General features: G+C 56.2%; 19 protein-coding genes. 8 read left to right on the forward strand and 11 right to left on the reverse strand.

Annotated features, from left to right (window positions below; genetic code table 11):
* Positions 1–161 precede the first annotated feature (161 nt).
* Both QN359_RS07400 and QN359_RS07405 read left to right on the forward strand, forming a co-directional pair.
* Positions 162–1,637: an oligopeptide:H+ symporter gene (locus QN359_RS07400; protein ID WP_322250470.1), complete on the forward strand. Its 1,476-nt coding sequence runs from the start codon at positions 162–164 to the stop codon at positions 1,635–1,637.
* A complete protein-coding gene (locus tag QN359_RS07405) occupies positions 1,634–2,011 on the forward strand; it encodes a DUF423 domain-containing protein (protein WP_322250471.1) in 378 nt (125 codons plus the stop codon). Before QN359_RS07400 ends, QN359_RS07405 begins: the two co-directional genes overlap by 4 nt.
* 46 nt (positions 2,012–2,057) lie before the next feature.
* On the opposite strand, the gene QN359_RS07410 is transcribed toward QN359_RS07405, so the two are convergent.
* Complete coding sequence (locus QN359_RS07410) at positions 2,058–2,669, reverse strand: glutathione S-transferase (protein ID WP_322250472.1); 612 nt, start codon at positions 2,667–2,669, stop codon at positions 2,058–2,060.
* A gap of 258 nt (positions 2,670–2,927) precedes the next feature.
* Between QN359_RS07410 and QN359_RS07415 the strand changes: the two genes are divergently transcribed.
* Both QN359_RS07415 and QN359_RS07420 read left to right on the forward strand, forming a co-directional pair.
* Positions 2,928–4,226, forward strand: coding sequence for an acetyl-CoA hydrolase/transferase family protein (locus QN359_RS07415; protein WP_322250473.1), 1,299 nt, complete (start codon positions 2,928–2,930; stop codon positions 4,224–4,226).
* A 75-nt stretch (positions 4,227–4,301) separates the two neighbouring features.
* Positions 4,302–4,499 carry a DUF4124 domain-containing protein gene (locus QN359_RS07420; protein WP_322250474.1) on the forward strand — a complete coding sequence of 66 codons (198 nt, stop codon included), beginning with the start codon at positions 4,302–4,304 and terminating at the stop codon, positions 4,497–4,499.
* A gap of 601 nt (positions 4,500–5,100) precedes the next feature.
* Here QN359_RS07420 and QN359_RS07425 read toward each other — a convergent pair.
* Positions 5,101–5,313 carry a cold-shock protein gene (locus QN359_RS07425; protein WP_322250475.1) on the reverse strand — a complete coding sequence of 71 codons (213 nt, stop codon included), beginning with the start codon at positions 5,311–5,313 and terminating at the stop codon, positions 5,101–5,103.
* A 299-nt stretch (positions 5,314–5,612) separates the two neighbouring features.
* Here QN359_RS07425 and QN359_RS07430 point away from each other — a divergent pair, with 299 nt between their 5' ends.
* Positions 5,613–7,736, forward strand: coding sequence for a TonB-dependent receptor (locus QN359_RS07430; RefSeq protein WP_322250476.1), 2,124 nt, complete (start codon positions 5,613–5,615; stop codon positions 7,734–7,736).
* A 48-nt stretch (positions 7,737–7,784) separates the two neighbouring features.
* On the opposite strand, the gene QN359_RS07435 is transcribed toward QN359_RS07430, so the two are convergent.
* Together QN359_RS07435 and QN359_RS07440 are read right to left on the reverse strand one after the other, a co-directional pair.
* Complete coding sequence (locus QN359_RS07435) at positions 7,785–8,471, reverse strand: DUF1045 domain-containing protein (protein ID WP_322250477.1); 687 nt, start codon at positions 8,469–8,471, stop codon at positions 7,785–7,787.
* Positions 8,472–8,500: 29 nt separating this feature from the next.
* The gene (locus QN359_RS07440; protein WP_322250478.1) at positions 8,501–9,379 is read right to left on the reverse strand and encodes an amino acid ABC transporter substrate-binding protein; all 879 of its coding nucleotides are present in this window, start codon (positions 9,377–9,379) and stop codon (positions 8,501–8,503) included.
* A 314-nt stretch (positions 9,380–9,693) separates the two neighbouring features.
* Between QN359_RS07440 and QN359_RS07445 the strand changes: the two genes are divergently transcribed.
* Together QN359_RS07445 and QN359_RS07450 are read left to right on the forward strand one after the other, a co-directional pair.
* On the forward strand, positions 9,694–10,848 hold the full coding sequence (locus QN359_RS07445; protein ID WP_322250479.1) for an alpha-D-ribose 1-methylphosphonate 5-triphosphate diphosphatase: 1,155 nt from the start codon (positions 9,694–9,696) through the stop codon (positions 10,846–10,848).
* Positions 10,849–11,057: 209 nt separating this feature from the next.
* Entirely contained in the window at positions 11,058–12,254 is a 1,197-nt protein-coding gene (locus QN359_RS07450; protein ID WP_322250480.1) for an ABC transporter substrate-binding protein, read from the forward strand.
* Positions 12,255–12,269: 15 nt separating this feature from the next.
* On the opposite strand, the gene QN359_RS07455 is transcribed toward QN359_RS07450, so the two are convergent.
* The 3 genes from QN359_RS07455 to queC are packed head-to-tail and all read right to left on the reverse strand — an operon-like array spanning position 12,270 to position 15,206.
* Positions 12,270–13,697, reverse strand: a complete 1,428-nt coding sequence (locus tag QN359_RS07455; RefSeq protein WP_322250481.1) for a bifunctional serine/threonine-protein kinase/universal stress protein — start codon at positions 13,695–13,697, stop codon at positions 12,270–12,272.
* Between the two features lies 1 nt (position 13,698).
* The gene (locus QN359_RS07460) at positions 13,699–14,442 is read right to left on the reverse strand and encodes a metallophosphoesterase family protein (protein WP_322250482.1); all 744 of its coding nucleotides are present in this window, start codon (positions 14,440–14,442) and stop codon (positions 13,699–13,701) included.
* A 32-nt stretch (positions 14,443–14,474) separates the two neighbouring features.
* Entirely contained in the window at positions 14,475–15,206 is a 732-nt protein-coding gene (gene queC / locus QN359_RS07465; protein WP_322250483.1) for a 7-cyano-7-deazaguanine synthase QueC, read from the reverse strand.
* Between the two features lie 108 nt (positions 15,207–15,314).
* Between queC and QN359_RS07470 the strand changes: the two genes are divergently transcribed.
* Positions 15,315–16,595 carry a hypothetical protein gene (locus QN359_RS07470; RefSeq protein WP_322250484.1) on the forward strand — a complete coding sequence of 427 codons (1,281 nt, stop codon included), beginning with the start codon at positions 15,315–15,317 and terminating at the stop codon, positions 16,593–16,595.
* Here the strand turns inward: QN359_RS07470 and QN359_RS07475 are convergent.
* The 4 genes from QN359_RS07475 to QN359_RS07490 are packed head-to-tail and all read right to left on the reverse strand — an operon-like array spanning position 16,564 to position 22,788.
* The gene (locus QN359_RS07475; RefSeq protein ID WP_322250485.1) at positions 16,564–18,387 is read right to left on the reverse strand and encodes a serine aminopeptidase domain-containing protein; all 1,824 of its coding nucleotides are present in this window, start codon (positions 18,385–18,387) and stop codon (positions 16,564–16,566) included. The two genes, QN359_RS07470 and QN359_RS07475, sit on opposite strands and share 32 nt — an antisense overlap.
* On the reverse strand, positions 18,384–20,900 hold the full coding sequence (locus QN359_RS07480; RefSeq protein WP_322250486.1) for a glycoside hydrolase family 2 protein: 2,517 nt from the start codon (positions 20,898–20,900) through the stop codon (positions 18,384–18,386). Before QN359_RS07480 ends, QN359_RS07475 begins: the two co-directional genes overlap by 4 nt.
* A complete protein-coding gene (locus tag QN359_RS07485; RefSeq protein ID WP_323493229.1) occupies positions 20,894–21,877 on the reverse strand; it encodes a DUF1839 family protein in 984 nt (327 codons plus the stop codon). Before QN359_RS07485 ends, QN359_RS07480 begins: the two co-directional genes overlap by 7 nt.
* Positions 21,877–22,788 (reverse strand): amino acid--[acyl-carrier-protein] ligase, encoded by a 912-nt coding sequence (locus QN359_RS07490; protein WP_322250488.1) that lies wholly within the window; start codon positions 22,786–22,788, stop codon positions 21,877–21,879. The genes QN359_RS07485 and QN359_RS07490 overlap by 1 nt, the downstream gene beginning before the upstream one ends.
* Between the last annotated feature and the right edge of the window lie 26 nt (positions 22,789–22,814).

A 22,814-nucleotide genomic window follows, 5' to 3' on the forward strand; every position in this document is an offset into this window, starting at 1 on the left:
GCGACGCGATGGGAGGGGATGCAAACCCCTTCCAGAGTCTTTTCCATCGTCGCTTGCGACGATCCATTAAGTTGTTCGCCCCGGTTGCAACGCAACACCGCATTCCCGCTCCTGACACGGCATTGTGCCTTACAATGCCAGCCACACCACAGGAGCCTGCTTTGTTCACCCTCAAACAAAAATTCGCCGCCATACCGAGCGGTTCGGCCGCACTGTTTTTCATTCAAATTTTTGCCACGCTCGGTTTTGCCGTACTGTATTCGACCTTGGTCTTGTATGCCACCAGCAAACTGCATTTCAGTATCAAAGAGGCCACGGCCATCATGGGGGTGTTCGGTGCCTTCAATTATGGCTTGCATTTGTTTGGCGGTTACCTCGGCGGGCGATTGATCAGTAACCGTAATCTGTTCATCGGCGGCATGCTCTTGCAAGTGTTGGGCTGCGCCTGTATCTCCGGTGGCAGCGTGGCCCAGTTGTATTGGGGTTTGGCTTTGTTTTTGACCGGCAGCGGGCTCAACGTCACCTGTATCAATATGATGCTCACGCAACGCTTCGCGCCTGAGGATGAGCGTCGCGAGAGTGCTTTTTTGTGGAATTACGCCGGCATGAATCTCGGCTTTTTCATCGGCTTTTCCGCCGCCGGCTATTACCAGCTTGAGCAGGATTACGCCAGCCTGTTCATCTTTGCCACGCTCGGCAATTTTGTGGCCATCGTGTTGGCAGCACTGAATTGGAACACGCTGGCTGACCGTAACACGCCCTTAAGCGCGCTCAAACCGGCGCAGTTTCGGAAAAACTTGGCGCTCGGTTTGGCCGTCTTGATCGGTTTGGTGCCGGTGGTGTTTTACCTGCTGCATCAAGCCGAATCGACCGAGCAAATCATCCTCTGGATCGGTGGCGCAGTCGGCCTGGCATTGGCGGCCTTGACCTTGCTGCATCGCGAGCGCCGCGAACGGCGCAATATGACGGCCTACCTGATGCTGACGCTCGGTTCCTTGGTGTTCTGGACTTTGTATCAGATGGCCCCTACTGGTTTGCAATTGTTTGCCGATAAAAATGTCGATCGCCTGGTGTGGGGCGTAGAAATTGCGCCGCAATGGATACAGAACATCAACGCCTTTGTGATTATGATAGGCGGACCCTTGCTGGCGATCTGGTTCAAACATCTGCGCGCACGCGCTTGGAAGCTCGATGTGCCGCTACAATTTGCGCTGGCGCTGCTGCTCATTGGCGGCGGCTTTTTAGTGCTGCCGCTGGGAATCTGGCTGGCCCCGGCCGATGGCATGGTGGCATTCAAGTGGCTGTTCATCAGTTATATCTTGCAAAGCCTTGGTGAGTTGCTGATTTCACCAGTCGGCTATGCCATGATAGGGCGCTTGGCACCGACCAAATATCAAGGAGTAATGATGGGAACGTGGATGTTGGTCACCGGCGAGGCCTCGATTCTGGCCAGTTATTTTTCCGGTATGGTGCCCGATCCTGCCGCCGGCGGGGCCGTCAGCAGTAATCCGGTTTACAGCCAGGTGTTCGGCATGCTCGGCTGGGGCAGTGTCGGGGTCGGGCTCTTGCTGGTAGTTTTGATTCCATTTTTACGCACACTCATCAGCAGTGGTCCTAGCGATGAGGCCACAGCATGAAGCCGCCAGGGCTGATCATGGCAGCGGCCATCAATCTGTTCCTGGCCGTGGCAGCCGGGGCTTTCGGTGCGCACGGATTGAAAACAGTATTGAGCCTGGAGATGCTGGCGATCTGGCAAACCGCCGTGCATTATCAAATGATCCATGCCCTCGGCCTGCTCGCCATCGCCATGCTGGGCCAGCACGCCGATGCGCGCTGGCTGGCGCGTGCCGCCATCGCGTTCTTGCTCGGTATGGTGATTTTCAGCGGCAGCTTGTATCTGCTGGCGCTGTCTGGCTTGCGCTGGCTCGGTGCCATCACGCCGCTGGGCGGGCTGGCATTCCTGGCTGGCTGGGCCATGTTGGCTTGGGCCGCTTGGCTGCAGCGGCGCTGAAACCTGGTACCAGCGCATTTTGAATGCGCTGGCCCGACGCAGTGCTTTATTCGCCGTTTTTAGCCACGGCGCGCTGATAAGCCGGACGTGCTTCGATCATGTCGACGAAGCGGCTCAGGTTAGGAAACGCCTCGCGCCCGCCATTGCGCACCCCGAGTTGCGCCACAAATGATAACTGCACGTCGGCACCGCTGAGTTCTTGGCCGACGAAGAAGTCGCGCCCGTTCAGTTCGGCATCGAGATAACCGAGGTGATTGGCGATTTCGCTGTGGATGCGCGGATGCAGCGGTGCGCCGGCTGCGCCGAGACGACCTACATACAATTTCAATAATAAAGGCAGCATGGCCGAGCCTTCGGCATAGTGCATGAATTGCACATAGCGATAGTAATCCGGTGTGCCGGCCGCGGGGACGAAGCGCCCTTGGCCGTATTGCGTGATCAAGTAGTCGAGAATCGCACCCGACTCGATCAGTACCATGTCTTGATCGCGTAATACCGGCGCTTTGCCGAGTGGATGGATCAGTTTCAGTTCTGGCGGTGCCAAGCGCGTGCTCGGGTCGCGGTCATAACTGATTACTGTGTAATCGAGCCCCAATTCTTCTAACATCCAAGTGATACGGCGTGAACGCGATTCTTTGAGGTGGTGGACTTCTATCATGGCAGACCCGTGAATGTGATGGTTGGAGCCTCATTATGCCTAAATTCGCACAAGCGTGCTGTTTCGCCCGAAAGCGCTTCGATTCCTCACCTCGTCATGTTCGTGTAAGTTCCTACGGTGATGATCAAGCCTGCAGACGGGGGCGCTGGGCACGATGCTGAGAGACTGTCGTTGGCATGACAGTTTCTTAGGCTGCCAAGTACTACCATCACGGCAGATGGAGACTCTGATACAAAAAAAATAGAAAGTGTGGATGACATGACAGTACAGGATGTATACCGACAAAAATTGACTTCCGCCGAACAGGCTTTGGATTTGCTGCGCGATGGTGATTACATCGTCGTGCCAACCGGCGTCGGTGAGCCGCCGAGCTTGTTGAATGCCTTGTCGGCCCAGCGCCGGCGCTTTCATGGCGTGACGGTGGCGCAGATTCTGGCAGTTCGCAAATACGGCTATTTCGACCCGGAAACGACGCAGCATGTGCGGCATCTGTCGTATTTTTTCGGGGCTGCCTCGCGCGCCGGTGGGCAGTCGGGCCAAATCGATTTCGCCCCCAGTTATTTTTCCGAAATGCCGATGCTGTTCGAGCGCGGTTTGTTCCGTTCGGATGTGGTGTTTACCATGGCTTCGCCGATGGATGAACACGGTTATTTCTCGCTCAGCCTGGCTACCGATTACACCATGGCAGCGATCGCCAAGGCGCGTGCGGTGGTGATTGAAGTGAATCCGAATGTGCCGTTTGCGCACGGTAATTGCCACTTACATATTTCTCAGGTCACCGCGCTGGTGGAAAATGATGAAGCCGTGACCGAAGTCGGTTTGCCGAAGATCGGACCGGTGCAGCAAGCGATAGGCAAATATGTCGCCGATATGATAGACGATGGCTCGACCCTGCAAATCGGTTACGGCGGTATTCCCGATGCCGTCGTCACCCAGCTGGTGCATAAACACGATCTCGGCATTCATACCGAAATGATCGGTGACGGTATTTTGACCTTGTTTGAAAGCGGTGCCGTCACCAATCGGAAGAAAAATTATTTGCCGGGAAAAATGATCGCCACGTTTGCGCTCGGTTCGAAAAAACTGTATCAATTTTTGCACCGTAATCCGGCAATAGAAATGCATCCGGTCGATTACACCAATGATCCGTATCTGGCGGCAAAAAACGATAATCTGGTCGGTATCAATGCGACTTTGCAGATCGATTTGCTCGGCCAATGCGGTTCCGAAAGTCTCGGACATTTGCCGTATTCCGGCACCGGTGGGCAGGTCGATTTCGTCCGCGCCGCGAACCGTTCGCGTGGTGGTAAGGCTTTCATCGTCTTGCCAGCCACTGCCAAAGACAACAGCATCACACGCATCGTGCCGACGCTGACGGCTGGCACCCATGTCACGACCGGTAAAAACGACATCAATTACGTCGTCACCGAATTCGGTGTAGCGCAATTGCGTGGCAAATCGGCCAAGCAGCGGGCGGCCGAAATGATCGGCATTGCCCATCCTGACTTCCGCGCCGAATTGCGGCGCGAAGCGCAACGGCTGCATTTGCTTGACTGAGGCGGCAGGATAACAACAGGAAAAATTATAAAACGTGCAATAATATCGAACTTCAACACTTCGTTACCAAAGCCGATGAAATCATTTTTCCTGCTGGTCTTGTTGTTGTCCGGCGTCGCGCATGCCGACACACCCGTATTCAAATGTACTGTTAACGGCAGCGTGGTGTGGTCTGACAGCCCGTGCGCCGGCAATGGCAAGGTGGTAAAGGTGAAGAATCTACCTGCAACGCCGCGCAAGCCGGGTGCGACGCCGAGTGTGCCGGCGCGCTGATCAGCGCCATGCCATATACACATCGGTGAGCAATCGGTCGATGCCGTATCGCGTGGCTGATGGAGATATTTTCTTACAGACGTAAAAAAGCCCACCATAGGGTGGGCGATCCATTCATTACGTCGACTCGTGGGCAACCCATGCTATCTGCTTGGTGTCGCCGACTGGTGCCGGCCCGTGCTATCTGCGCGGTGCTGGCGGTGAGTCGTCTGTTCCTGTCAATGTCAGCGTAAGCGCTTGACAGAGTTAAAACGAATGAGAACCTTCACAATACCCATTCCGCTACGGTCTGTGCACCGTCAGGCGGGCGCGGACTGGGGGGAAGGGCAGCACGAATTGCTTCAAACATCGACTACGCCATTTCCCGGTTTCCCATGCTATCTGCGTGGTGTCACCGGCCGGTGAGAATCGATGGTGCATCAGTATGCCGCGTGAGCGCGTAGTACCGACTTGTGAAGGGGGCGTCACCGATGGAATTTGTATACCGTGTTGCCCATGCTATCTGCATAGTGCAAGCAGGCTTGATTGCTCAAACAAAAACCATCATGGCGACAATGGCTAGTTGATCTATGCCAATGCCCTGGGGCCTTGGCATCAACAATTACGCCAGAACTTGAATGTTTGCAGCTTTGTCGCCTTTAGGACCAGAAGTGCGTTCGAAAGAAACGCGCTGGTTTTCGCTCAAGCTTTTGAAGCCGCTCGATTGTATGTCTTGAAAGTGGGCGAACAAGTCAGCGCCACCTGCATCTGGAGCGATAAAGCCGAAGCCTTTAGCATCGTTGAACCATTTGACGATTCCTGTTTGTGTGCTCATAGTAAATTCCTTTAAGTAAAAAGCGGTATCGCATAAGCAAAATTGCTCAGCATGCGATCTGGGCACTTGAAACCAAGGAATGAAACCGGAGGAGAAAAAACAGAACAGCCAGAGGATACAGCCATGCGGAATTGGGACCAACAATATAACGACTTGATGCAAGTACAAAACGCAATATACATGAAAAGTCAATCGTGGCCAAGTATTATTTTTATTTTGTGTGCAAAGTTCTTGCGAAAACTCATTTGCTACAGCGAACAACTTAATGGATCGTCGCTTGCGACGATCCATTAAGTTGTTTGAATTTTCCGCGTCCGGCCGTGGCCGACGGGACTTCGGCCAGCCGGCCGGCACAATTGCGCGGCCTCTCGCCGGATCAAACGCTGGTGTTGGTTAATGGCAAACGCTGGCACAGCTCGGCCGTCGTCAATGTCAACGGTACGGTGGGGCGCGGTTCGTCTGCACCCGATCTCAATACCATTCCTTTAGCCGCGATTGAACGCGTCGAAGTGCTGCGCGATGGTGCTTCGGCCCAGTATGGTTCGGATGCGATTGCCGGCGTCATCAATATCATTTTGAAAAAAGGTGCCAGTGGCGGCGTGATCGAAGCCGGGGTGGGCCAGACCAGTCGTGGTGATGGCAGTGCCGGCAATTTGTCCGCCAACTTCGGTGTGCCGCTCGGTGAGCAAGGCTGCTTGCGTGTGACGGCCGAACAGAAAACCCAAGGTGCCACGAACCGTGCCGGCCCGGATTTACGCAATCCGCTTGAGCCGCGTTATGGTCAAATCACGCAACTTCAGGGCGACCCGCGTTTGCAGCAGAGTAATCTGGCACTCAATGCGGCACTGCCGCTCAACGCCGACGTCGAACTCTATGCCTTACTCAGCCTTAGTCAGCGAGATACCGATGCACCAGCTACCTGGCGCACCGCCTACACCAGCGGCACGACTTTGCGCAGTCCTTTGTATCCACAGGGTTTTTTACCGAATGAAGCGGCCACGAATAAAGATATCTCTGGCGTGTTTGGCATCAAAGGACGCGCCGCCGAATGGCGTTGGGATACCAGCCTCAATTACGGCAGCAATGAGTTCAGTCTCGACGTCAACCACAGCGCTAATCTGAGTCTCGGTACTGCCAGTCCGACCAGTTTTTATATCGGAAAATTGAAAAATACCCAAACCTTGGCAAATTTCGATGCCGCGCGTGAAATCGACGTGGCTTTGCTCGAACAGCCATTGACGCTGGCGCTTGGTGGCGAATTACGCCAAGATCAATATCAGATCAGTGCCGGTGAGAAAAATTCTTATGTCGGCAGCGGTGCCCAAGGTTTTGCTGGTTTCCAGTCATCGAATGCCGGTAGTTTCAGCCGCCACAGCGTAGCGATTTATGCCGACGTCGAGGCTGAACTGACTCGCCGTTTGCGTGCAACGGTGGCTTTGCGCCATGAGAATTTCAGTGATTTCGGCAGTGTCGCAGCCGCTAAAGTATCGGGCCGTTTCGAGCTCACCCCTGAGCTGGCGCTGCGTGCCGCGGCCTCGAACGGTTTCCGTGCCCCTTCGCTGGCGCAACAGAATTACACGATTTCGACCAGTAACCTCATTACCATCAATGGCAGTTCGCAATTGGTCGATACCGGTACTTTCGGGGTAGCAACGGCGGCCGCCAAGGCACTCGGTGCCAAGCCACTGCAAGCGGAAAAATCGCGTAACCTCAGTCTGGGTGCGGTCTGGCAGCCGGCCAAGAATGTGTCTTTGAGCATCGATGCGTATCAAATCGAAATCGATAACCGGATTCTGTATTCTGGCAATTTGGTATTACCGACGAATTTACAAAGTGTCTTGGCGGCACAAGGCGTTCCGGTTGCTGCCGCCCGTTACTTTACCAACGCCCTCGATACCCGCAATCGCGGTGTCGATGTAGTCGGTACTTGGGCCTTGGCTTTGTCTGGTGCCGATAAATTGGCATTTACCTTGGGCTATAACCGCAATAATACGGCCGTAACGCGGGTGGCTGACAATCCGGCAGTGCTGACGCAAAACAATTTGATTCTGGTCGACCGGCAGAGCATCTTGCGGGCCACCGTTTCTGCACCGAAAGACAAGCTCAGCTTGGCGGCCGATTACAGCGTCGCACAGTGGCTCGCGCATGCGCAAGCCAGCCGTTATGGCAGTTTCGCGTCGCCACAAAATAATGCGGCCTTGGACCAAACCTACGGTGCCAATGTGGTGCTTGATGCGGCGCTCAGTTACCGGCTTGGTCATTGGACCTTGACCGGCGGGATAGATAATTTGACCAATCAATATCCGGATCAAGTGACTTCGGCCGGCAATCTCAACAGTGGCGGCACCTTGGCTTACAGTACCTTCTCGCCTTACGGCTTCAATGGTCGCTATTACTACGCCAAGGCGGCTTACGCCTGGTGAGTGTGACTGGAGCGCGGCGCTACCCCTGCGCGGCGCATTTCCCTGGGTTCAGGCGCTCAGTGGGTAACGCCGTATCAGCGCAAAATCGGCACCCGGCTGGTGTTCCGCAAACAGGGCGATATCCTTGATCTGCAGCGGCTCGGCGATAGCGAAGTGCTGCTCGGCTGCCTGATGGATGGCGGCTGCAGCATCGGTATTGTCGAGCGCATCGGTGAGCGTCATGTGAAAGCGGTATTCTTCTTCGGTATAGGGATAGCCCCAGTGCTGCAGCAGGCGTAATTGCCGGGCACTCAGTTGTTGTTGCTGACGCCGCGCCAGCTCTTCTGGCTTGAGTGGCGCGCGCAGATGATCGAAATCGCGCACGCACTGCATCGCCAAGTGATGCAATTCACCGCCGTCTGCGCTCGGGCGCAATGCCAGAAATGGCCCCAGCCACTCAACTTGCGGTGGCGCGACGGTGATGCTTTTTTGCTGATGGCAAAACGCTTGCAAACTGCGGTCGAGATGCGCTAAGTCGTAACCTTCGGCGAGTCGGAACGGCGCTTTCAAAGTCGCATGAAAACCATAGCGACGCGCATCGCGACTGAGATGATGAAACACCTTAGGATTGACATCGGCGATGCGCAATTGCGCCATGTCGCCCGCCGTTGAGGGATCGCGCCCGAGCCAGTGGCAACCGGCTTGCCACCAAGCGCTGGCGGGATCGGGCGAGAAATACAGGGCGTAACGCATCATGGTGGGAGCAGTATCGGTAGCGCGCGGACTCAGTTACCGACCTGGTCGCTCGGGAAACGCAGTGAATCGCGCAGCAAAAAGCCCATGGGCATATTCAAATTCGATCCTTTTGGCGGAATCGGGCGTATGAACCAGCGGTCGTAAATTTTATAGATTTCACCGTCGTGAATAATGCGCAGCATTTCCGTATCGACAATTTTTTTGAATGCTGTGTCGTCTTTACGCAACATGATCGAATACGGCTCCACCGATAAGGGTTCGCCGATAATCGCAAACGCACTCGGGTCTTTGGCATCGGCACGTAAGCTGTAGAGCAGCACATCATCCATAGGGAAGGCATCGGCTTTGCCGTTTTCAATCATTTTGAATGACTCTTGATCGGTATCGCCCTCGACTAATTTGATGCCCAGGGAATTGATGTCGTTGCGATCGCTGAGCAATTTGACCGTGGTCGTGCTCTTGGTCGTCACGATGGTGCGATTGCGGAATTGGTTCCAGTTTTTGATCTGGCTGTTACTGCGCACCACGGCGCGTACGCTGGAAAAGAAATGTGGAATGGTGAAATCGAAACGTTTGCGGCGGTCGGCATTATTGGTCGTGCTGCCGCATTCGAGATCGATTTTGTCTTCTTGTAAGGCGCTGAAGCGGGTGGTCGAATCGACTGGGAAAAACTGCAGCTTCAGATTCGGTAATTTCAACTCTTTTTTTACCGCATCGGCGATTTTCAAGCACAAATCAACCGAATAGCCGACCACTTGCTTATTGCTGTCTGTGAAGGAGAAGGGCGGGCTTTCTCGCACGCCTATGATCAAGGTCTGGGTTTTGCGAATTTTCGCCACACTGTCAGTGGCAGACCAAGAGAGCAGTGGCAGCAGGCTGAAAAACAGACACAAAATGACACGATGCATAGTGGTTTTCCTATCGAGAAAGCGAGTGGTTGATTGTGGGCCGAGCAGCGTACAGCAGACGAAAAACCGGGGACGAACAGCAAAGACAATCAAGCTACTCAAATTTACCAGCCTCGTGCCGGAACAAAGAATCGAAATTATTTATATTTCCCCCATATTGTATGGCCGCTGTGGCCCTGATAGGTGGTGCAAATCACCAGGAAAGTGAATATGTTTTATTTATTAACAATAAGCCATGTGCCACTGAGTGCGCGTAAAATACAGCCGCAAGCATGCTATTGTCAGGCAGCTTGTTTCCATAGGGTAATTTGTTCATGAATTTACACTCGTTCCCAGAGCGGCTGATACGCAACGCACGCATCGTCACGATCGATCAAGTTGTCAGCGGTAGCGTAGCTTTAAAGCATGGTTATTTCAGCGAAGTCAGTGGCGGTGACCTGACTATGCCGGCCGATGATTGGCAGGGCGACTATCTGTTGCCGGGTATGGTGGAATTACATACCGATAATCTGGAAAAACATTTGATGCCGCGGCCTAAGGTCAATTGGCCGATCTTACCGTCCATCATCGCGCATGATGCCCAGATCGCCGCTGCCGGCATCACCACCGTGCTCGATGCGATTGCCGTCGGCGACTTAGACCCCGAGAGCGTGCGCAGTCAAAGCTTGCAACCGTGCATATCCGGCATAGAACAAGCGCGCGCGGCCGGCTTGTTGCGGGTCGATCATTTCTTACACTTACGTATGGAATTGGCCGAACAGGATTTATTGGCCTTATTTAAGCCCTTATTACACCACCCGCAACTCAAGCTCGTCTCGCTGATGGATCATACGCCCGGTCAGCGCCAATGGACCGATCTCGATCACTACCGCACCTATGTTACCGGTAAGCGCGGCTGGAGCCAGCAAAAAGTCGATCAAATGCTGTCGATTTTATTCGCCCGACAACAGCGTTATGTCGCCGATAACCGCGATGAATTGGTTCATCTGTGTCTGACGCAAAATCCGAGTTTGGTATTGGCCTCGCATGACGATACCACTGGCCAGCATGTGCTCGAAGGGGTGCGCGACGGCGTGCGCATTTCTGAGTTTCCTACCAGTTTGGCCGCAGCCGAATGTGCGCGTGAACATGGCTTGGCCGTGGTCATGGGGGCGCCGAATTGTGTGCGTGGCGGTTCCCACTCGGGCAATGTGTCGGCGGCTGAATTGGCGCGCCATGATTTGCTCGATATTTTGTCCTCTGACTATGTCCCGGCGAGTTTATTGCAGGCGGCCTTTTTATTGCAAGAGCATGGCTACTCCTTGCCGAAAGCGATCGCGACGGTCAGCAGTAATCCGGCCCGCTTGCTCGGTTTGCATGACCGTGGTCAGATCGCTCCCGGCTTGCGTGCTGATTTTTTACGGGTGCGTGTGTGTGAGGGTGTGCCGGTAGTACTGGGCAGCTGGGTGCAAGGCCGGCAAATCTGGTAATTGCGTTTGTCCCATTTGTTTTGCATGCGTGCCAATTAACAACATGCTCGCGCCGCTGTTTTGTTTTGCTATGCCCTTGCCGTACGTGCTCGTCAATGTTCAGGTTGACAATGTTCCTGCTAGTCTCTAATGTTGCTCTGCAGACAAATGGCTGAATAGTCATGGGGAAACCCGGCTGTACTTTTACCGACATCCTTTCGGAGACAAGCATGCTACATCGTATGGTACTGATCAGTACCCTCTTTTCCCTTTCCCAAGCAGTCTACGCCGAACCACCACCGATACGCATAGGTGTGATCGGGCCATTCAGCGCCAAATCTTCGTCTGACATGGGTGAGAGCCTGCGCGGTGGCGCGCGCGTGTTTCTGAGCGACTTGAACCAAATGGGTGGGGTGTTAGGGCGCAAAATCGAATTGATCGAGCGCGATGACGAAGCCAAGCCGGAACTCGGAGTGGCCTTAGCTAAGAAAATGATTGCTGAAGATAAGGTCGTGGCGGTGGTGGGCTTTGCCAATACCGGCGTGGCTCTGCAAGCGGCTAAAGTGTTTCAGGAGGCAAAAATTCCGCTGATCGTCACGGTCGCCACCGGTGCCAAATTGAGCGAGCAATTCATGCCGCCAGCCATCCACGACAGTTATATTTTTCGGCTCGCCGCCAGCGATAAGCTGCAACCGGTGGCGATACTCAGTGATGTGATCGACAAACGCAAGCTCACGCAAATCGCTATTTTGCATGACGACAGCCCTTACGGGCAGTTTGGTAAGGACAGTCTGTTAGCGGAAATGAAAACGCGAAAACTGGCACCGGTCGCCGTCGAAAGTGTCAAGATCGGTGAAACCGATATGCAAAAACAAGTCGCCAGCGCCAAGGCAGCCGGGGCACAGATCATTATTTTATATTGTCTGCCCAATGAAGCGATCGCGATCGCCAACAGCGTCAGCCGAGCGCATCTGAATATTCCGCTGGCCGGTTCTTGGGTCTTGTCGCAACACACGTTTGCCGAACAAGCCGGCGGCAATGCCGAAGGCGTGCGTATGCCGATTACCTTCATCGAAAACGAATCGACCCGCAGCAATGGCTTTGTCTTGTCTTATTTACGCATCAATAAGGTCAAACATATTCCTTCCGCAGTCTCGGCGGCGCAGACCTATGATGCCCTGCGTATCTTGAGTCTGGCCATCATGCAGGCCAACAGCACGGTGCCCTCAGAGATCAAGGCCGCCTTGGAAAACATGAAGTACGAAGCGACTTCGACTATTGTTACGCGCTATAAAAAGCCGTTCTCCAGTAGCGATCACGAAGCCATCACCCAGAACATGTTGTTCATGGGCGAAGTACGGCATGGAAAAGTCTCGTATGCCTACAAAGAAGACGCCAGCAGCAGTTTGATTTCGCGTACGCGCTGAAATCGGCGGCCTTGATCATTTCTCGGTATGCCTGACCACCGTGACGGTGCAACCGGCTTCTGCCACCACCTGCGCCGAGACACTGCCGAGGTAACGGCGTAGTGCCGAATTGCCGCGCGAACCGATGATGATGTGGTCGACATCATTATTGTGCGCGTATTCGATGATGGCCGTGGCCGGATCGGGCGCTTCGAGCACGTGGAAAGTAATTTTATCGGCAATCAGATCGAGCGGGCGCGCCCAATGCTTAAGTTCAACCAATTGTTTGACATGCATGTTTTCGCCTTGTTGTATCAGGCTTTCATCCATGCCCAAACGACTGGTTTTCCGCACCGTCACACAGGCCAAGCGCGCACCGGGTTCGGTTTGCAGCATGCGCCGGGCGATTTGCCGTAAATTTTCCGCCAGCGTCGCCGAGCCATGGGCCAAGTCGAGCGCGGCGACGATGATCGGTGCTTTCGATAATTGTTCCGAAACGCTGTCGGGTACAGCGGCCGGGATATCGCTGATGCGGAAGCGGCGTTTGAAAACCGTCAAAAAACCATCTTGCTGGTGTTTTTCGGCGCGTGCTGTCAGCGTCAGTTGATCTGGGTATTGCAACATGAGGGCCAACTGCGCGGCCGTATCGAAACGCTGCGCCGGATCGACTTCGAGGCAGCGTAAAATAATTTCCTGCAGCCAGCCCGGGATGTTGGCACGGTGCTGGCGCGGTGGAATGGGATCGCGGTAGAGGCGCTTTTTCAAACCACTCACTGAAGTCGGGTGGCCGAACGGGCGCTCGCCGGTGGCTAAATGATAGAGCAACACGCCGAGCGAAAACAAATCGCTGCGCGGTTCATGACGTATCCCCAGCACTTGTTCGGGCGCGATATACGGGCCGGTTCCCAACGGCAGACGAAATTCTTCATCGAGCAAATCGGGCAGGCGATCGTGGCGCGACAAACCGTAATCGATCAGTATGGCCTGGCCATCGCGCAGCATGATATTGCTGGGCTTAATATCGAGATGAATCACATGCTGGCGGTGCAGATCTTGTAAGGCATTGGCGATCTTGATACCGATATTGACCACTTCGGCCAAGGGCAGCGGCGCTTCATCAAAGCGGCTACGCAGTGAATCGCCGGCGATCTGTTCCATCACGATATACGGTTGGGTATCGAAGTCGCCGGCACCGAAATAACGCGGCACATGGCTGCCTTTCAGCTTGGGCATGATCATCTGCTCGACCTCGAAGGCGACAATGGCAGTCGGGTCTTCGCGGCCGAACAGCAGCGGCACTTTCATGATCAAGGGTGGCACGCTCAGTTCAGTACCGGGTTTGCCGAGATGGCGTGCGCGCAGATCAGTGACGCGCCACAGCGCCGCCATGCCGCCGGTGTGTAATTTCTCTTCGAGCCGATAACCATCGAACTCCATGCCGACTTGTAGCCGTGGTGGGCGCATCTCAATGCCCCGTCAGGAGGCGTGTTGCCAGCGCGGCCGGCAAACCGGCGGCGATGATTTTGCGCGCCGCCGTATCATGGTCGTATGGCACCCGGTAGTAAGTGAGTTCCAGACTGTCGGTATCGAAACTGGCATAACAGGCGGCCGGATTGCCATCGCGCGGCTGACCGAGCGAACCCGGAATCACCAGCCAACGACGCTGTTTGCTCAGTGGGATGCTGTTTTCCGGAGTTGGTAAAAATTCGCCGGTCTTGCCGGTTAAGCTGAGGTGATACAGCGTCGGCAGATGCACATGACCGCAGAAGGTAACGCGGGCCTTACAGGCGTGCATGCTGCGCATGGCTTCCATGATGCCATCGATGTACTCCCATTTTTCCGGGGCCCAGGCATTCGCATGTACCAGTAAAAGATCGGGCAATTCTACTCGGTAGGGCAGTTGCCGCAGAAAGCTCAGTTGTTCCGGGCTCAGCTGCGAGCGCGTCCATTCCACCGCTTGGCGCGCCATGTGGTGCATGCCACTGTGATCGTCCTGCAGTACCGCGGCATCGTGATTACCCATCACTGCCCAGCCGCCGGCGGCGACGCGTTCCCTGACAGCGTCCAGCACCCAGGCCGGATCGGCACCATAGCCGACCAGATCACCAAGAAAAGCATAACGCGTGACTTTTTGTTGCTCGGCATGGGCCAGGCAAGCACTGAGCGCTTCTCGGTTGGCATGGAGGTCGGTCATAAGCGCGATGAGCATGGTGTGATTTCTATTGAACTGAGACTGAAATACTACGGGACCAGCCGGGTGGCAGGCATAGCTTGATACTGATGATAGCCGCGCGCGCGCAGTGCACAGGCCGGACATGTGCCGCAGCCATGGCCCCAGTCATGCAACTGACCGCGTTGACCGAGATAGCAGGTGTGGGTATCGGTACGGATCAGATCGACCAAGGCTTTACCACCGAGTGATTCGGCCAGTTGCCAAGTCTGTGACTTGTCTATCCACATCAACGGGGTTTCCAGTTTCATCCGCGTGTTCATGCCCAGATTGAGCGCGACTTGCAAGGCTTTCATGGTGTCATCGCGACAGTCCGGATAGCCGGAAAAATCGGTTTCGCACATGCCGCCGACGAGTACATTGAGGCCGCGACGTACCGCCAAGGTCGCCGCTACCGTCATGAACATCAGATTCCGTCCCGGTACGAAGGTGTTGGGTAAGCCGTTTTCTTGCATTTCAATGGCAATGTCTTCGGTCATCGCCGTTTGCGATAATTGTCCGATCAAAGACAGATCGAGCAGATGATCGGGGCCGAGGCGCTCGGCCCAGTCGGTCGAGAAGGCGCGCATTTGCTCCAGCAAGTGTGGGCGCACGCTCAGTTCTATGGCATGGCGCTGGCCGTAATCGAAGCCCAGGGTTTCGACGTGGGCATAGCGCGCCAAGGCCCAAGCCAAGCAGGTAGTGGAATCTTGGCCGCCGCTGAACAGCACCAGCGCGCGGTCATTGGGAAAAAAAGGGTTCATGTCACAATGTAAAAATAGATGTTTGATTGTAAAAGATGGCAACTTTGCATACAGTGCAAGCCGTTGTTGGTGGTAAGGTTCGTCTAAGATGAATGTTAACGCAAGCCCATGAGTTTTACTAAAAAATTTCTTTCCTCGTCGATACTCTCAGTAGTCGACCAAGGCATGTTAAGTGCCCTCAACTTTGCCATCGGGGCCATGCTGATCCGTTTCGTCAGCAAAGACGTCTATGGTTTATATGGCCAATTGTACGCCGGTGGCTTGCTGGCCGGTTTACTGGTCGATTCCTGGATCGCCGGGCCGCTGACCACCGTCGCCAGTGCGGTGCATGAGCATGCGCGGCGAGTACTGCTGCGACGTTACTGGTACCGACAAATTTTCTGGACCCTGGCGATGGGAGGGCTGGCCTTGCTGGTGGTGGCCTTGCTGCCGCCGGTTACCCATGGTCATGGGCAAGCGTGGTCGCTGGGCTTGGCTTTTGCTCTGTATGTGATCGGTAACGGCTTGCGCGAATACGGTCGCACGGTCGGCTTTATCCAGTCGGATATCCACAGCGTGCTGCGCCAAGACAGCGTGTATGTTGCGGCAGTCATCCTCGGCGGGGTAGTGCTCTTGAGCCGTCAGCAGGTCGATCTGTACAGCGTGTTTCTGCTGCTGGCCGGCGCCTCTTTGCTCTGTGCTTGGTTTGGCCGCGCGCGCCTGTTGGAGCGTACGGCCGCCGATGCCAGCAATATTGCTGCCGCTGACTTGCTAGTCATCGATAGCCATCAGAGTACGATCCGCGGCCATGGCCGCTGGGCCGTGCTCGGCGTGACGGTCGGGTGGTTGTCAAATTACAGCTATGTCTATTTGTCGGGTGCGTGGTTGGGTTTGGCGGCGATCGCCGATCTCAATGCCTCGCGTCTCTTGCTCATGCCGATTCCCTTGGCGGTCGCGGCCTGGTCACGGGTGGCGCGGCCGGAAGCGAGCCGCTTGATGGCCGAGCATAATTGGAGTGCCTTAAAAAAGCTGACCTTGTTTTCCGTGGTCGGCATCGAATTTGTGGTGCTCAGCTACGTCGGCGTATTGTTGTTGACGCTGCCGTGGCTGGAAGCGCATGTGATCGGCAGTAAATACAGCGGCCTTGATCCGCTCATCATGTTGTGGGGGGCGTATTTTGCCGTCAATGCGGTGCGCTGGATCGGCACTTCCTGGCTCATGAGTGGCGGCGCGTTCCGTTCCATGTTTTTGCTCGGTACCATTACGCTCGGCTTGGTGGTGGCGCTGACCTCCTACACCATCCCACATTGGGGACCGGCGGGCGCGGTGTTTGCCTTGATCGCCGTGGAATTGTTTGAAACCGTGGTGGTATGGAAATTTATTTATCCACGTTTACAACTGCCGCAATAAAGCGTTGGCTTAATTGATCGCAAATCAAGTGCAATACCTGTCGCTGTGCCCATAGCGGCGTAAAGGTATGATCGGCACCCTTGAGTATCTCGATATGGATGCCATCGCCGTCGCCGAGTAAGCTGCCATGGCGGCCGAAGTTTTCCGTCATCAGATCGACGCTGCTGTCGCCGGCATCCATGATCATCAAGATCATGCTACCGCGCGCTTCGAGTGCACGTAACTGGTGCGCCGTCCGGCCGAGAAAACGCGGATTGTGGAGGAACTTCGTCAACAGCAACTGGGCTTTGGTATGCAGGCGGCGCACTACGCGCAGGCTCAGTTTGACGACGATCTGACGCCATTGCACTTGCCCGCACAGCAGCCGCTTCCAAGTTTGCGGATCGCGCAGGGCAGCGGCATAAAAATGTGTCGATTTGATGCGCTCGCTGCGGCCCACCGTACGCTGGTAGACCAATTGATTCATCAGTATCAATCCGCGCACGCGTTCATCGCTCAAGCCGGCACGACAGGCGAAATAAGCCCCGGAACATAAGCCGCCCAACACGAAGCTGTTACTGCGAAAAGCCGAGCGCATGAATTCCATGGCATGGCGCATGTCCTCGTCGCCGCTGTCGGCATAGACTTGATTTTCCAGCCCTTCCGGGGTGGCGCGACTGTAGCCGATACCGGCCTTATCGAAGCGTAATACGATGAAGCCGCGCACGGCTAATTGCCGCGCCAATTGCACGTACAAGCGGTGATTGCCGACGCGGTGGTTGGCACCGATATTGGTCAGTATGATGGCTGGAAGCGTGCCTGGCAGTGCAGTACTGGCGTGCCCAGCAGCCCGCGAGACCACTCCGACCAGACCGGCAAACTCAACCAGATCTTCGCCTACCGCGGCACCGCTGGCATCGATGACGGCGCTGCGTCGCAAAGCATGGGGGAGCGTTGCCGCCGTGTGTTGCAGGGTAAATCTGGCGCTTAACCAGTCGCGCAGGTTTTGCCATAATTGAACTGGTACAGCACTTTCGTGGGCGTCGGCCGGCATCATCGCGGCATAGCCGGGACTCTGCTCGAGCGTCAGGTCTACGCCCTGTTCTTGCCAATGGCGTGCCAGTTTCTGCTCGCTACCGGCGAGGTCGTCGCGTCCCAGTATCAGGGTCGGCATACTTGGTGCATCCATCGTCAGCAGCGAGTACGTGCTCAAACGCTGGCGGCTGGCGGCGCACAATAGATAACCGCCGAATTCGTCGGTGCTTTCAGCTTCGTGTTCACGGTCGTGCTGCGCGCTACTGGTGGATTTCAGTATCTGTAACTCGCGACAGTAAGCGCGGCCGCTCACCACCGGCGCTTGCAGTAACAGCGCTGCTGCGCCGATTTCACTGGCCACGCTGGCGGCCAACAGTGCGCCTAGCCGCAGACCGAACAAGGCGATTTGTTCCACTCCCGCCAGGGTGCGCAAGTGCTGTGCGGCGCTGCTTATGTCTGCTTGCCACTGCGCGCTGCGCTCGCCGCTCAGGTCGGCCGAGTCGCCACTGTTGTGATAATCGAAGAACAGTACATCGAAGCCGGCTTGGGCCAATTGTTCGGTCAAGTGTTTGTAGGCGCGATACGCCACCAAGTATTCATGCCCGAACGGCGGACACAGCACCACCCCGCAGGCACGCGTGCCACCGGCGCTGCGGCGCTGGGCCGGATGAAACCAAGCCAATAGTGCCGCCGCCGGGTCGCCGAACCAGCAGGCTTGCGCCCGCGACAGCAGATCTTGGCTAGGATAGAGCTGCGACCGCTTAGCTGAGCTGCTCATAGCGCTTCTGGCAGCATGAAGCTGCCGTCCAGATTCAGCGCGCTGATCGTGAGCTGCGGCGCAGCGCCGGCGCTCGGGCTTGGTCTCGCCGCGGCGCGCAGTCGCAGCGTCTTGTGCTGGCCCGGGGCGAGATGAAAGTAATTGTCATCGGCTAAGTAGCCGGGTGTAGACAGACTCAGCGTTCGTACCGCCAAGTTACTGCGTAAATCGACCCGCAGTGTGCCATCCTCGGCGCGTTGCCAACTGCCGCGCAGACCGAGTTCAGTCTGCGACAGCGCTACCGGCAGCGGTCCGGCTTGGAAATGACAGGCGCTGACCAGCGTGTGCGTGGCATCGGATAACTGCAGGTAGGCGAGCTCATGAGCCGGTGCGCCGAAACGATAGGCGCAGGCGCTGTCGGTGAAATACGGCAGCAACGCGTCGGCGCGGAATTGGCAACTGCTGTGTGCACCCAAGCTGATGTGGCGGCTGCCGCGGGTGATGCATTGTGCGTTCTTTCCGAACAGGCTTAATTCCAGTAAGCCCAGAAAGGCGCTGGCGCCGTCATTGACCACATGTAAGGCCAGTCCATTCAAACCTTCATCGGTAAAAAATGCGCACAGTGGTGCCATCGCCCGTTTCAGATAATAATACGCTGCCTTGGGATGACCGTCGACATCGAGTACGCCCCAGCCGGCACCGGCGCGCAGATCGCGCCAAAACCAGACCAAGGCACCGTGACAGAGTGAGCCGTGGCGGCGCCATTCTTGCAAGGTCGTGGCCATCATGCTGCCGCTGGCGCTGCGTCCCAGCGCCAGATAGCGCTTGGTATCGGCGGCGCGTAAGGCGCGCGCATCGACGCGGTACAATTGTTCCACGTAATGGTCGCGCACATCGTCAAAATCCCAGTCGCAGCCATGATCGCGCGGCACCCCGGCATGCCAGTCCGGACCGGCATCGGGCTGCAGCGCATAGCGCTGCAGTAGGTCGGTTTCGGGGATATTCGCAAAGCCCAGGCATTCGCTGGTAAAGCGCGGTGCACTGCGGCGCGCATCGTCGGGCCCACGCAGATAAGCGCCGACACCGAAATAATGACTGACACCGGCATCGATTTGGAACGGCAGCACGCCACCCGACGGGCTCGATGGCCAGTACAGTACGTCGGGCCGCAGTGCTTGGCATAACTGCGGCAAAGTGTCGCCAAAAAAACTGTTACGCCAGATAGCTGCCGGCATGCCGAGCATGGCGGCCTGCTGTTCCACTTCACTGTTGCCGCATAAAATAGCGATGCAAGGGTGCAGTTGTACTTGCTGTAAAAATTGCTGCGCTTCGTGCTGTACCGTCGCCGCAAAATCGGCATCGGCGACCGGGTAATCCATATTGGCAAACATAAAATCCTGCCAGACCAAGATGCCGAGTTCATCGCACAAACGATAGAAGGCCGGATTTTCATACAACATGGTGCCGACCACGCGCAGCATATTCATGCCAGCTTGACGCGCCAACAGCAGCATGCTTGTTTGCTGCTCCGGTGTGGCATGCAGCGAAACGATGTCGGCCGGGGTCCAGCACACGCCACGGCAAAATACCGCTACGCCGTTGACGTGGACATGGAAATCATCCTCAGTTTGTTTGACCTCAATCTGGCGAAAACCGAGCGCATCGAGCGCAAACACATGGTTCTGCCCGGCGCTGTCGATGAGCTCTAATCGTGCCGGATACAGTGGCGCCTCGCCATGCGTATGCGGCCACCAGAGTGCTACCTCGGGCAGTGTCAAACTGCCGCTGGCGCTGTAGCTGCCAGGCTCGTCGCTTCGTAGCCTTAATTCGCTGACGGCAGTGCCGACATGCAGCCGCACTTGTTGCGGTGCTACTGTGCCGCTGAACCTGACTGCCGCTTGCACACAGACCTTGGTTCCATCGATCCGGCTGTGTAGCGTCCGACTTTCCAGCGTGTAGGGTTGTGCCAATTCCCACGCCAAGCCGCGATAAGGTCCGACTGCTGCCCCACGCGCCGACCAGCCCGGCATGCGGCCGAGTAAGCTGGTGCGCAGCCAGCGCAGTTGTTGTTGCGCGACCAAGCGAGTTTTCCAGCGTGGTCGCGGCCGCCGTTGTGCCAGCAGCGTGTTAAGCGCCAGGAAACGCAGACTCAGTATGCCCTGCGTGGGCAGCGTGCTGTCGGCCAGTGCATGGCGCGTCGCTATGAACATGTTTTCACTGCGCAGCAGCAGGGTATCATTCCAAAATACTTCGGCCACGCCAGCCAAGCCGGCGCACAGCAGGTGGCTGGCGTCAGCCGGTAAGCTTTGCCGGCTGTGAAACCAGATGTCGAGCGCATCGAAGTCGATGGTATCAGGTGCTTCGTTGCCGGCCGCGCGCAACACCGAAGCGGCGGTGGCCGGCAGGGTTGCGGGTAGCGCGGGTAAGGCAGCGGCCATCAGTGCCGATGGCAGGCTGAAGGAGTCTGCTGCCACCATGCTCATGTGCCAGCCGGTATGCAGCCAGTGCGGCGGGCGGTTCGCTGCGCTCAGCATGCCGTCTCTGCCAAGGCGCGCTCGAGCGCCGTCATGGTGTGCTGCCACTGCTGGGTCAATTGCGCCGTCAACGGTAACAGATCAACCGCGCGTTTGCTCACCACGGCGCGAGCGGTTTTCATCAGCAGTATGCGGCAGGTTTCCGACATCGCCGCACAGCCCTGTGCCGCGTTGTTGAAGTCACCGATCCCGTTTCGCTGCAGCCAATCCAAATATTGCCCACCGAGGCTATAGCCGGCACCGAGCTGACGTAAATTCGCAAAGGCATAGGCATGAAACGCCGCCAAACCTTCGTGCTGCAGTTGTTCCAAGCGCGTGATCAAGGCGGTTTCAAATTGCGGCATCGGGTTGTGCTGCGGCCGCCGTGCGGCATGCTGATGCAGCAGTTGCGCAGACACTGCGGCCAGGCTGCTTTCATCGCGCTGCAACAGTCGGTCGAATTTGACGAATTCAGCGAAGAATGGCATGTAGCTTGGGTCTGCGGCGACATCGAGGCGAAACATGCGGGTGAAATCTTCCCCCGCCAAACGATGATAAGCGCGGTTGTGAAAATACCCGAGCTGCCGTGTTATAGCATCGATTTTCACCATCGCGATGGTGGTCTTGACATGGTTTTGTTGGTAATCAGTGCCGCTGGTATCGGGTAAATGAAAGGCATCGACTTCGCACAAGACTACGCGCCCACGCGCCAGTTGTAGTGTGGCGTTTTCCAGCAAACTGCGCCAGACATGGAGTTCCTGTACATCGACGCCGTACAGGGTAAATAAGTCTGCATGCGCCGGTTTAAAAAAGGTCCAGTGATCGCCTTCGAAATCATTCGCAAACACCACCGGCAGGCAGGCCAGAGGATTGAGTCCGCGGCTATGCAGCAGCTCTATCCAGACATCGATGTAGCAATTCGTTTCTGGCCACACCGCATCGGCCGCATGCAAAGCATGCGACACCCAAGCGGCGTCGGCTGGCATGCTCGCGCTCATCATAAACCCAAGCGCGTGCGGCACTCAGCCGGCCACTCTGCCGGCACCATGCCATGGGTGCGGAACAAAGCCATGACGATGCGTTCGAGGCCGAAACCGAGGCAGGCAGTATGGGCTACGGCACCATCGTCAGTGTGGATGTCGAAGATCTTACCGAAATGGTCTTGGTGATAATTGAACGAGCATAGCGCGGTTGGTCGTGCGGCGGAAATGACCGGCACTACCACCTCGAATTTCAATTCTTGTTCGCGCTGATTGGCCGCTAACATGCGTCCACCACGGCCGAAAAACGGATCCGATGCGACTTCCGAGTGAGCTGGTAAACCGAGTTCCTGCAACATCGTCAAGCCGCGTTGCAACCACAGGTCACGCCACGCCAGTACCAAATCAGGCGCGCCGACGCGGACGAACTCACGCACGCGAAACGATTGCATGCGCGTCGGTTCATCTGAAGGTTCATTGCGAAACACCCAGTTCTGCATATCGACCAGCTTGCCACCGGCCGGCAGGGTGCCGCTGAAACTAGGATACACCGGATAGCAGGCCGCCGGCGTCAAACACACCGCAGTCATGGTTTGCAAATGGGTCCACGGACGTCCCTCATGCACGTTTTCCATCAATTCCTGATGTTGTGCCGCATTGCCGCTGAAACTGAAAATCGTCCCGGCCAATTGTGGAAACGAATCGAGATATTCACTGCGCTCGAGTACTTTACGATCCAGGCAGGGAGGGAATGACAAGCGGGTGGCCTGATCAGCCGCCGCGCGCTGCGAAACAAACTCATCAAAGCCGCGCAAGACTTGTTCAAATACCGGCCCGCGCCCGAAAATACCGGGTACGCCGACCGGAATGATATGACCGGCGCGGATCAAATCGTCGTTCAGCAGTTCAGGAGAGAAATCGATGGACATGGCGGAATATTCCCAGAGTGAGAGGG

The sequence above is a fragment of the Undibacterium sp. 5I2 genome (genome assembly GCF_035019605.1).
Lineage (GTDB): Bacteria > Pseudomonadota > Gammaproteobacteria > Burkholderiales > Burkholderiaceae_D > Undibacterium.

Coding starts and splice junctions, on each gene's coding strand:
- QN359_RS07455 (WP_322250481.1), bottom strand. CDS start 13,697: ATGCGCCCACCACGGCTACAAGTCGGCATGGAGTTCGATGGTTATCGG.
- QN359_RS07435 (WP_322250477.1), bottom strand. CDS start 8,471: ATGATGCGTTACGCCCTGTATTTCTCGCCCGATCCCGCCAGCGCTTGG.
- QN359_RS07405 (WP_322250471.1), top strand. CDS start 1,634: ATGAAGCCGCCAGGGCTGATCATGGCAGCGGCCATCAATCTGTTCCTG.
- QN359_RS07445 (WP_322250479.1), top strand. CDS start 9,694: ATGAATTTACACTCGTTCCCAGAGCGGCTGATACGCAACGCACGCATC.
- QN359_RS07420 (WP_322250474.1), top strand. CDS start 4,302: ATGAAATCATTTTTCCTGCTGGTCTTGTTGTTGTCCGGCGTCGCGCAT.
- QN359_RS07410 (WP_322250472.1), bottom strand. CDS start 2,669: ATGATAGAAGTCCACCACCTCAAAGAATCGCGTTCACGCCGTATCACT.
- QN359_RS07425 (WP_322250475.1), bottom strand. CDS start 5,313: ATGAGCACACAAACAGGAATCGTCAAATGGTTCAACGATGCTAAAGGC.
- QN359_RS07460 (WP_322250482.1), bottom strand. CDS start 14,442: ATGCTCATCGCGCTTATGACCGACCTCCATGCCAACCGAGAAGCGCTC.
- queC (WP_322250483.1), bottom strand. CDS start 15,206: ATGAACCCTTTTTTTCCCAATGACCGCGCGCTGGTGCTGTTCAGCGGC.
- QN359_RS07475 (WP_322250485.1), bottom strand. CDS start 18,387: ATGAGCAGCTCAGCTAAGCGGTCGCAGCTCTATCCTAGCCAAGATCTG.
- QN359_RS07470 (WP_322250484.1), top strand. CDS start 15,315: ATGAGTTTTACTAAAAAATTTCTTTCCTCGTCGATACTCTCAGTAGTC.
- QN359_RS07415 (WP_322250473.1), top strand. CDS start 2,928: ATGACAGTACAGGATGTATACCGACAAAAATTGACTTCCGCCGAACAG.
- QN359_RS07480 (WP_322250486.1), bottom strand. CDS start 20,900: ATGCTGAGCGCAGCGAACCGCCCGCCGCACTGGCTGCATACCGGCTGG.
- QN359_RS07440 (WP_322250478.1), bottom strand. CDS start 9,379: ATGCATCGTGTCATTTTGTGTCTGTTTTTCAGCCTGCTGCCACTGCTC.
- QN359_RS07485 (WP_323493229.1), bottom strand. CDS start 21,877: ATGAGCGCGAGCATGCCAGCCGACGCCGCTTGGGTGTCGCATGCTTTG.
- QN359_RS07450 (WP_322250480.1), top strand. CDS start 11,058: ATGCTACATCGTATGGTACTGATCAGTACCCTCTTTTCCCTTTCCCAA.
- QN359_RS07490 (WP_322250488.1), bottom strand. CDS start 22,788: ATGTCCATCGATTTCTCTCCTGAACTGCTGAACGACGATTTGATCCGC.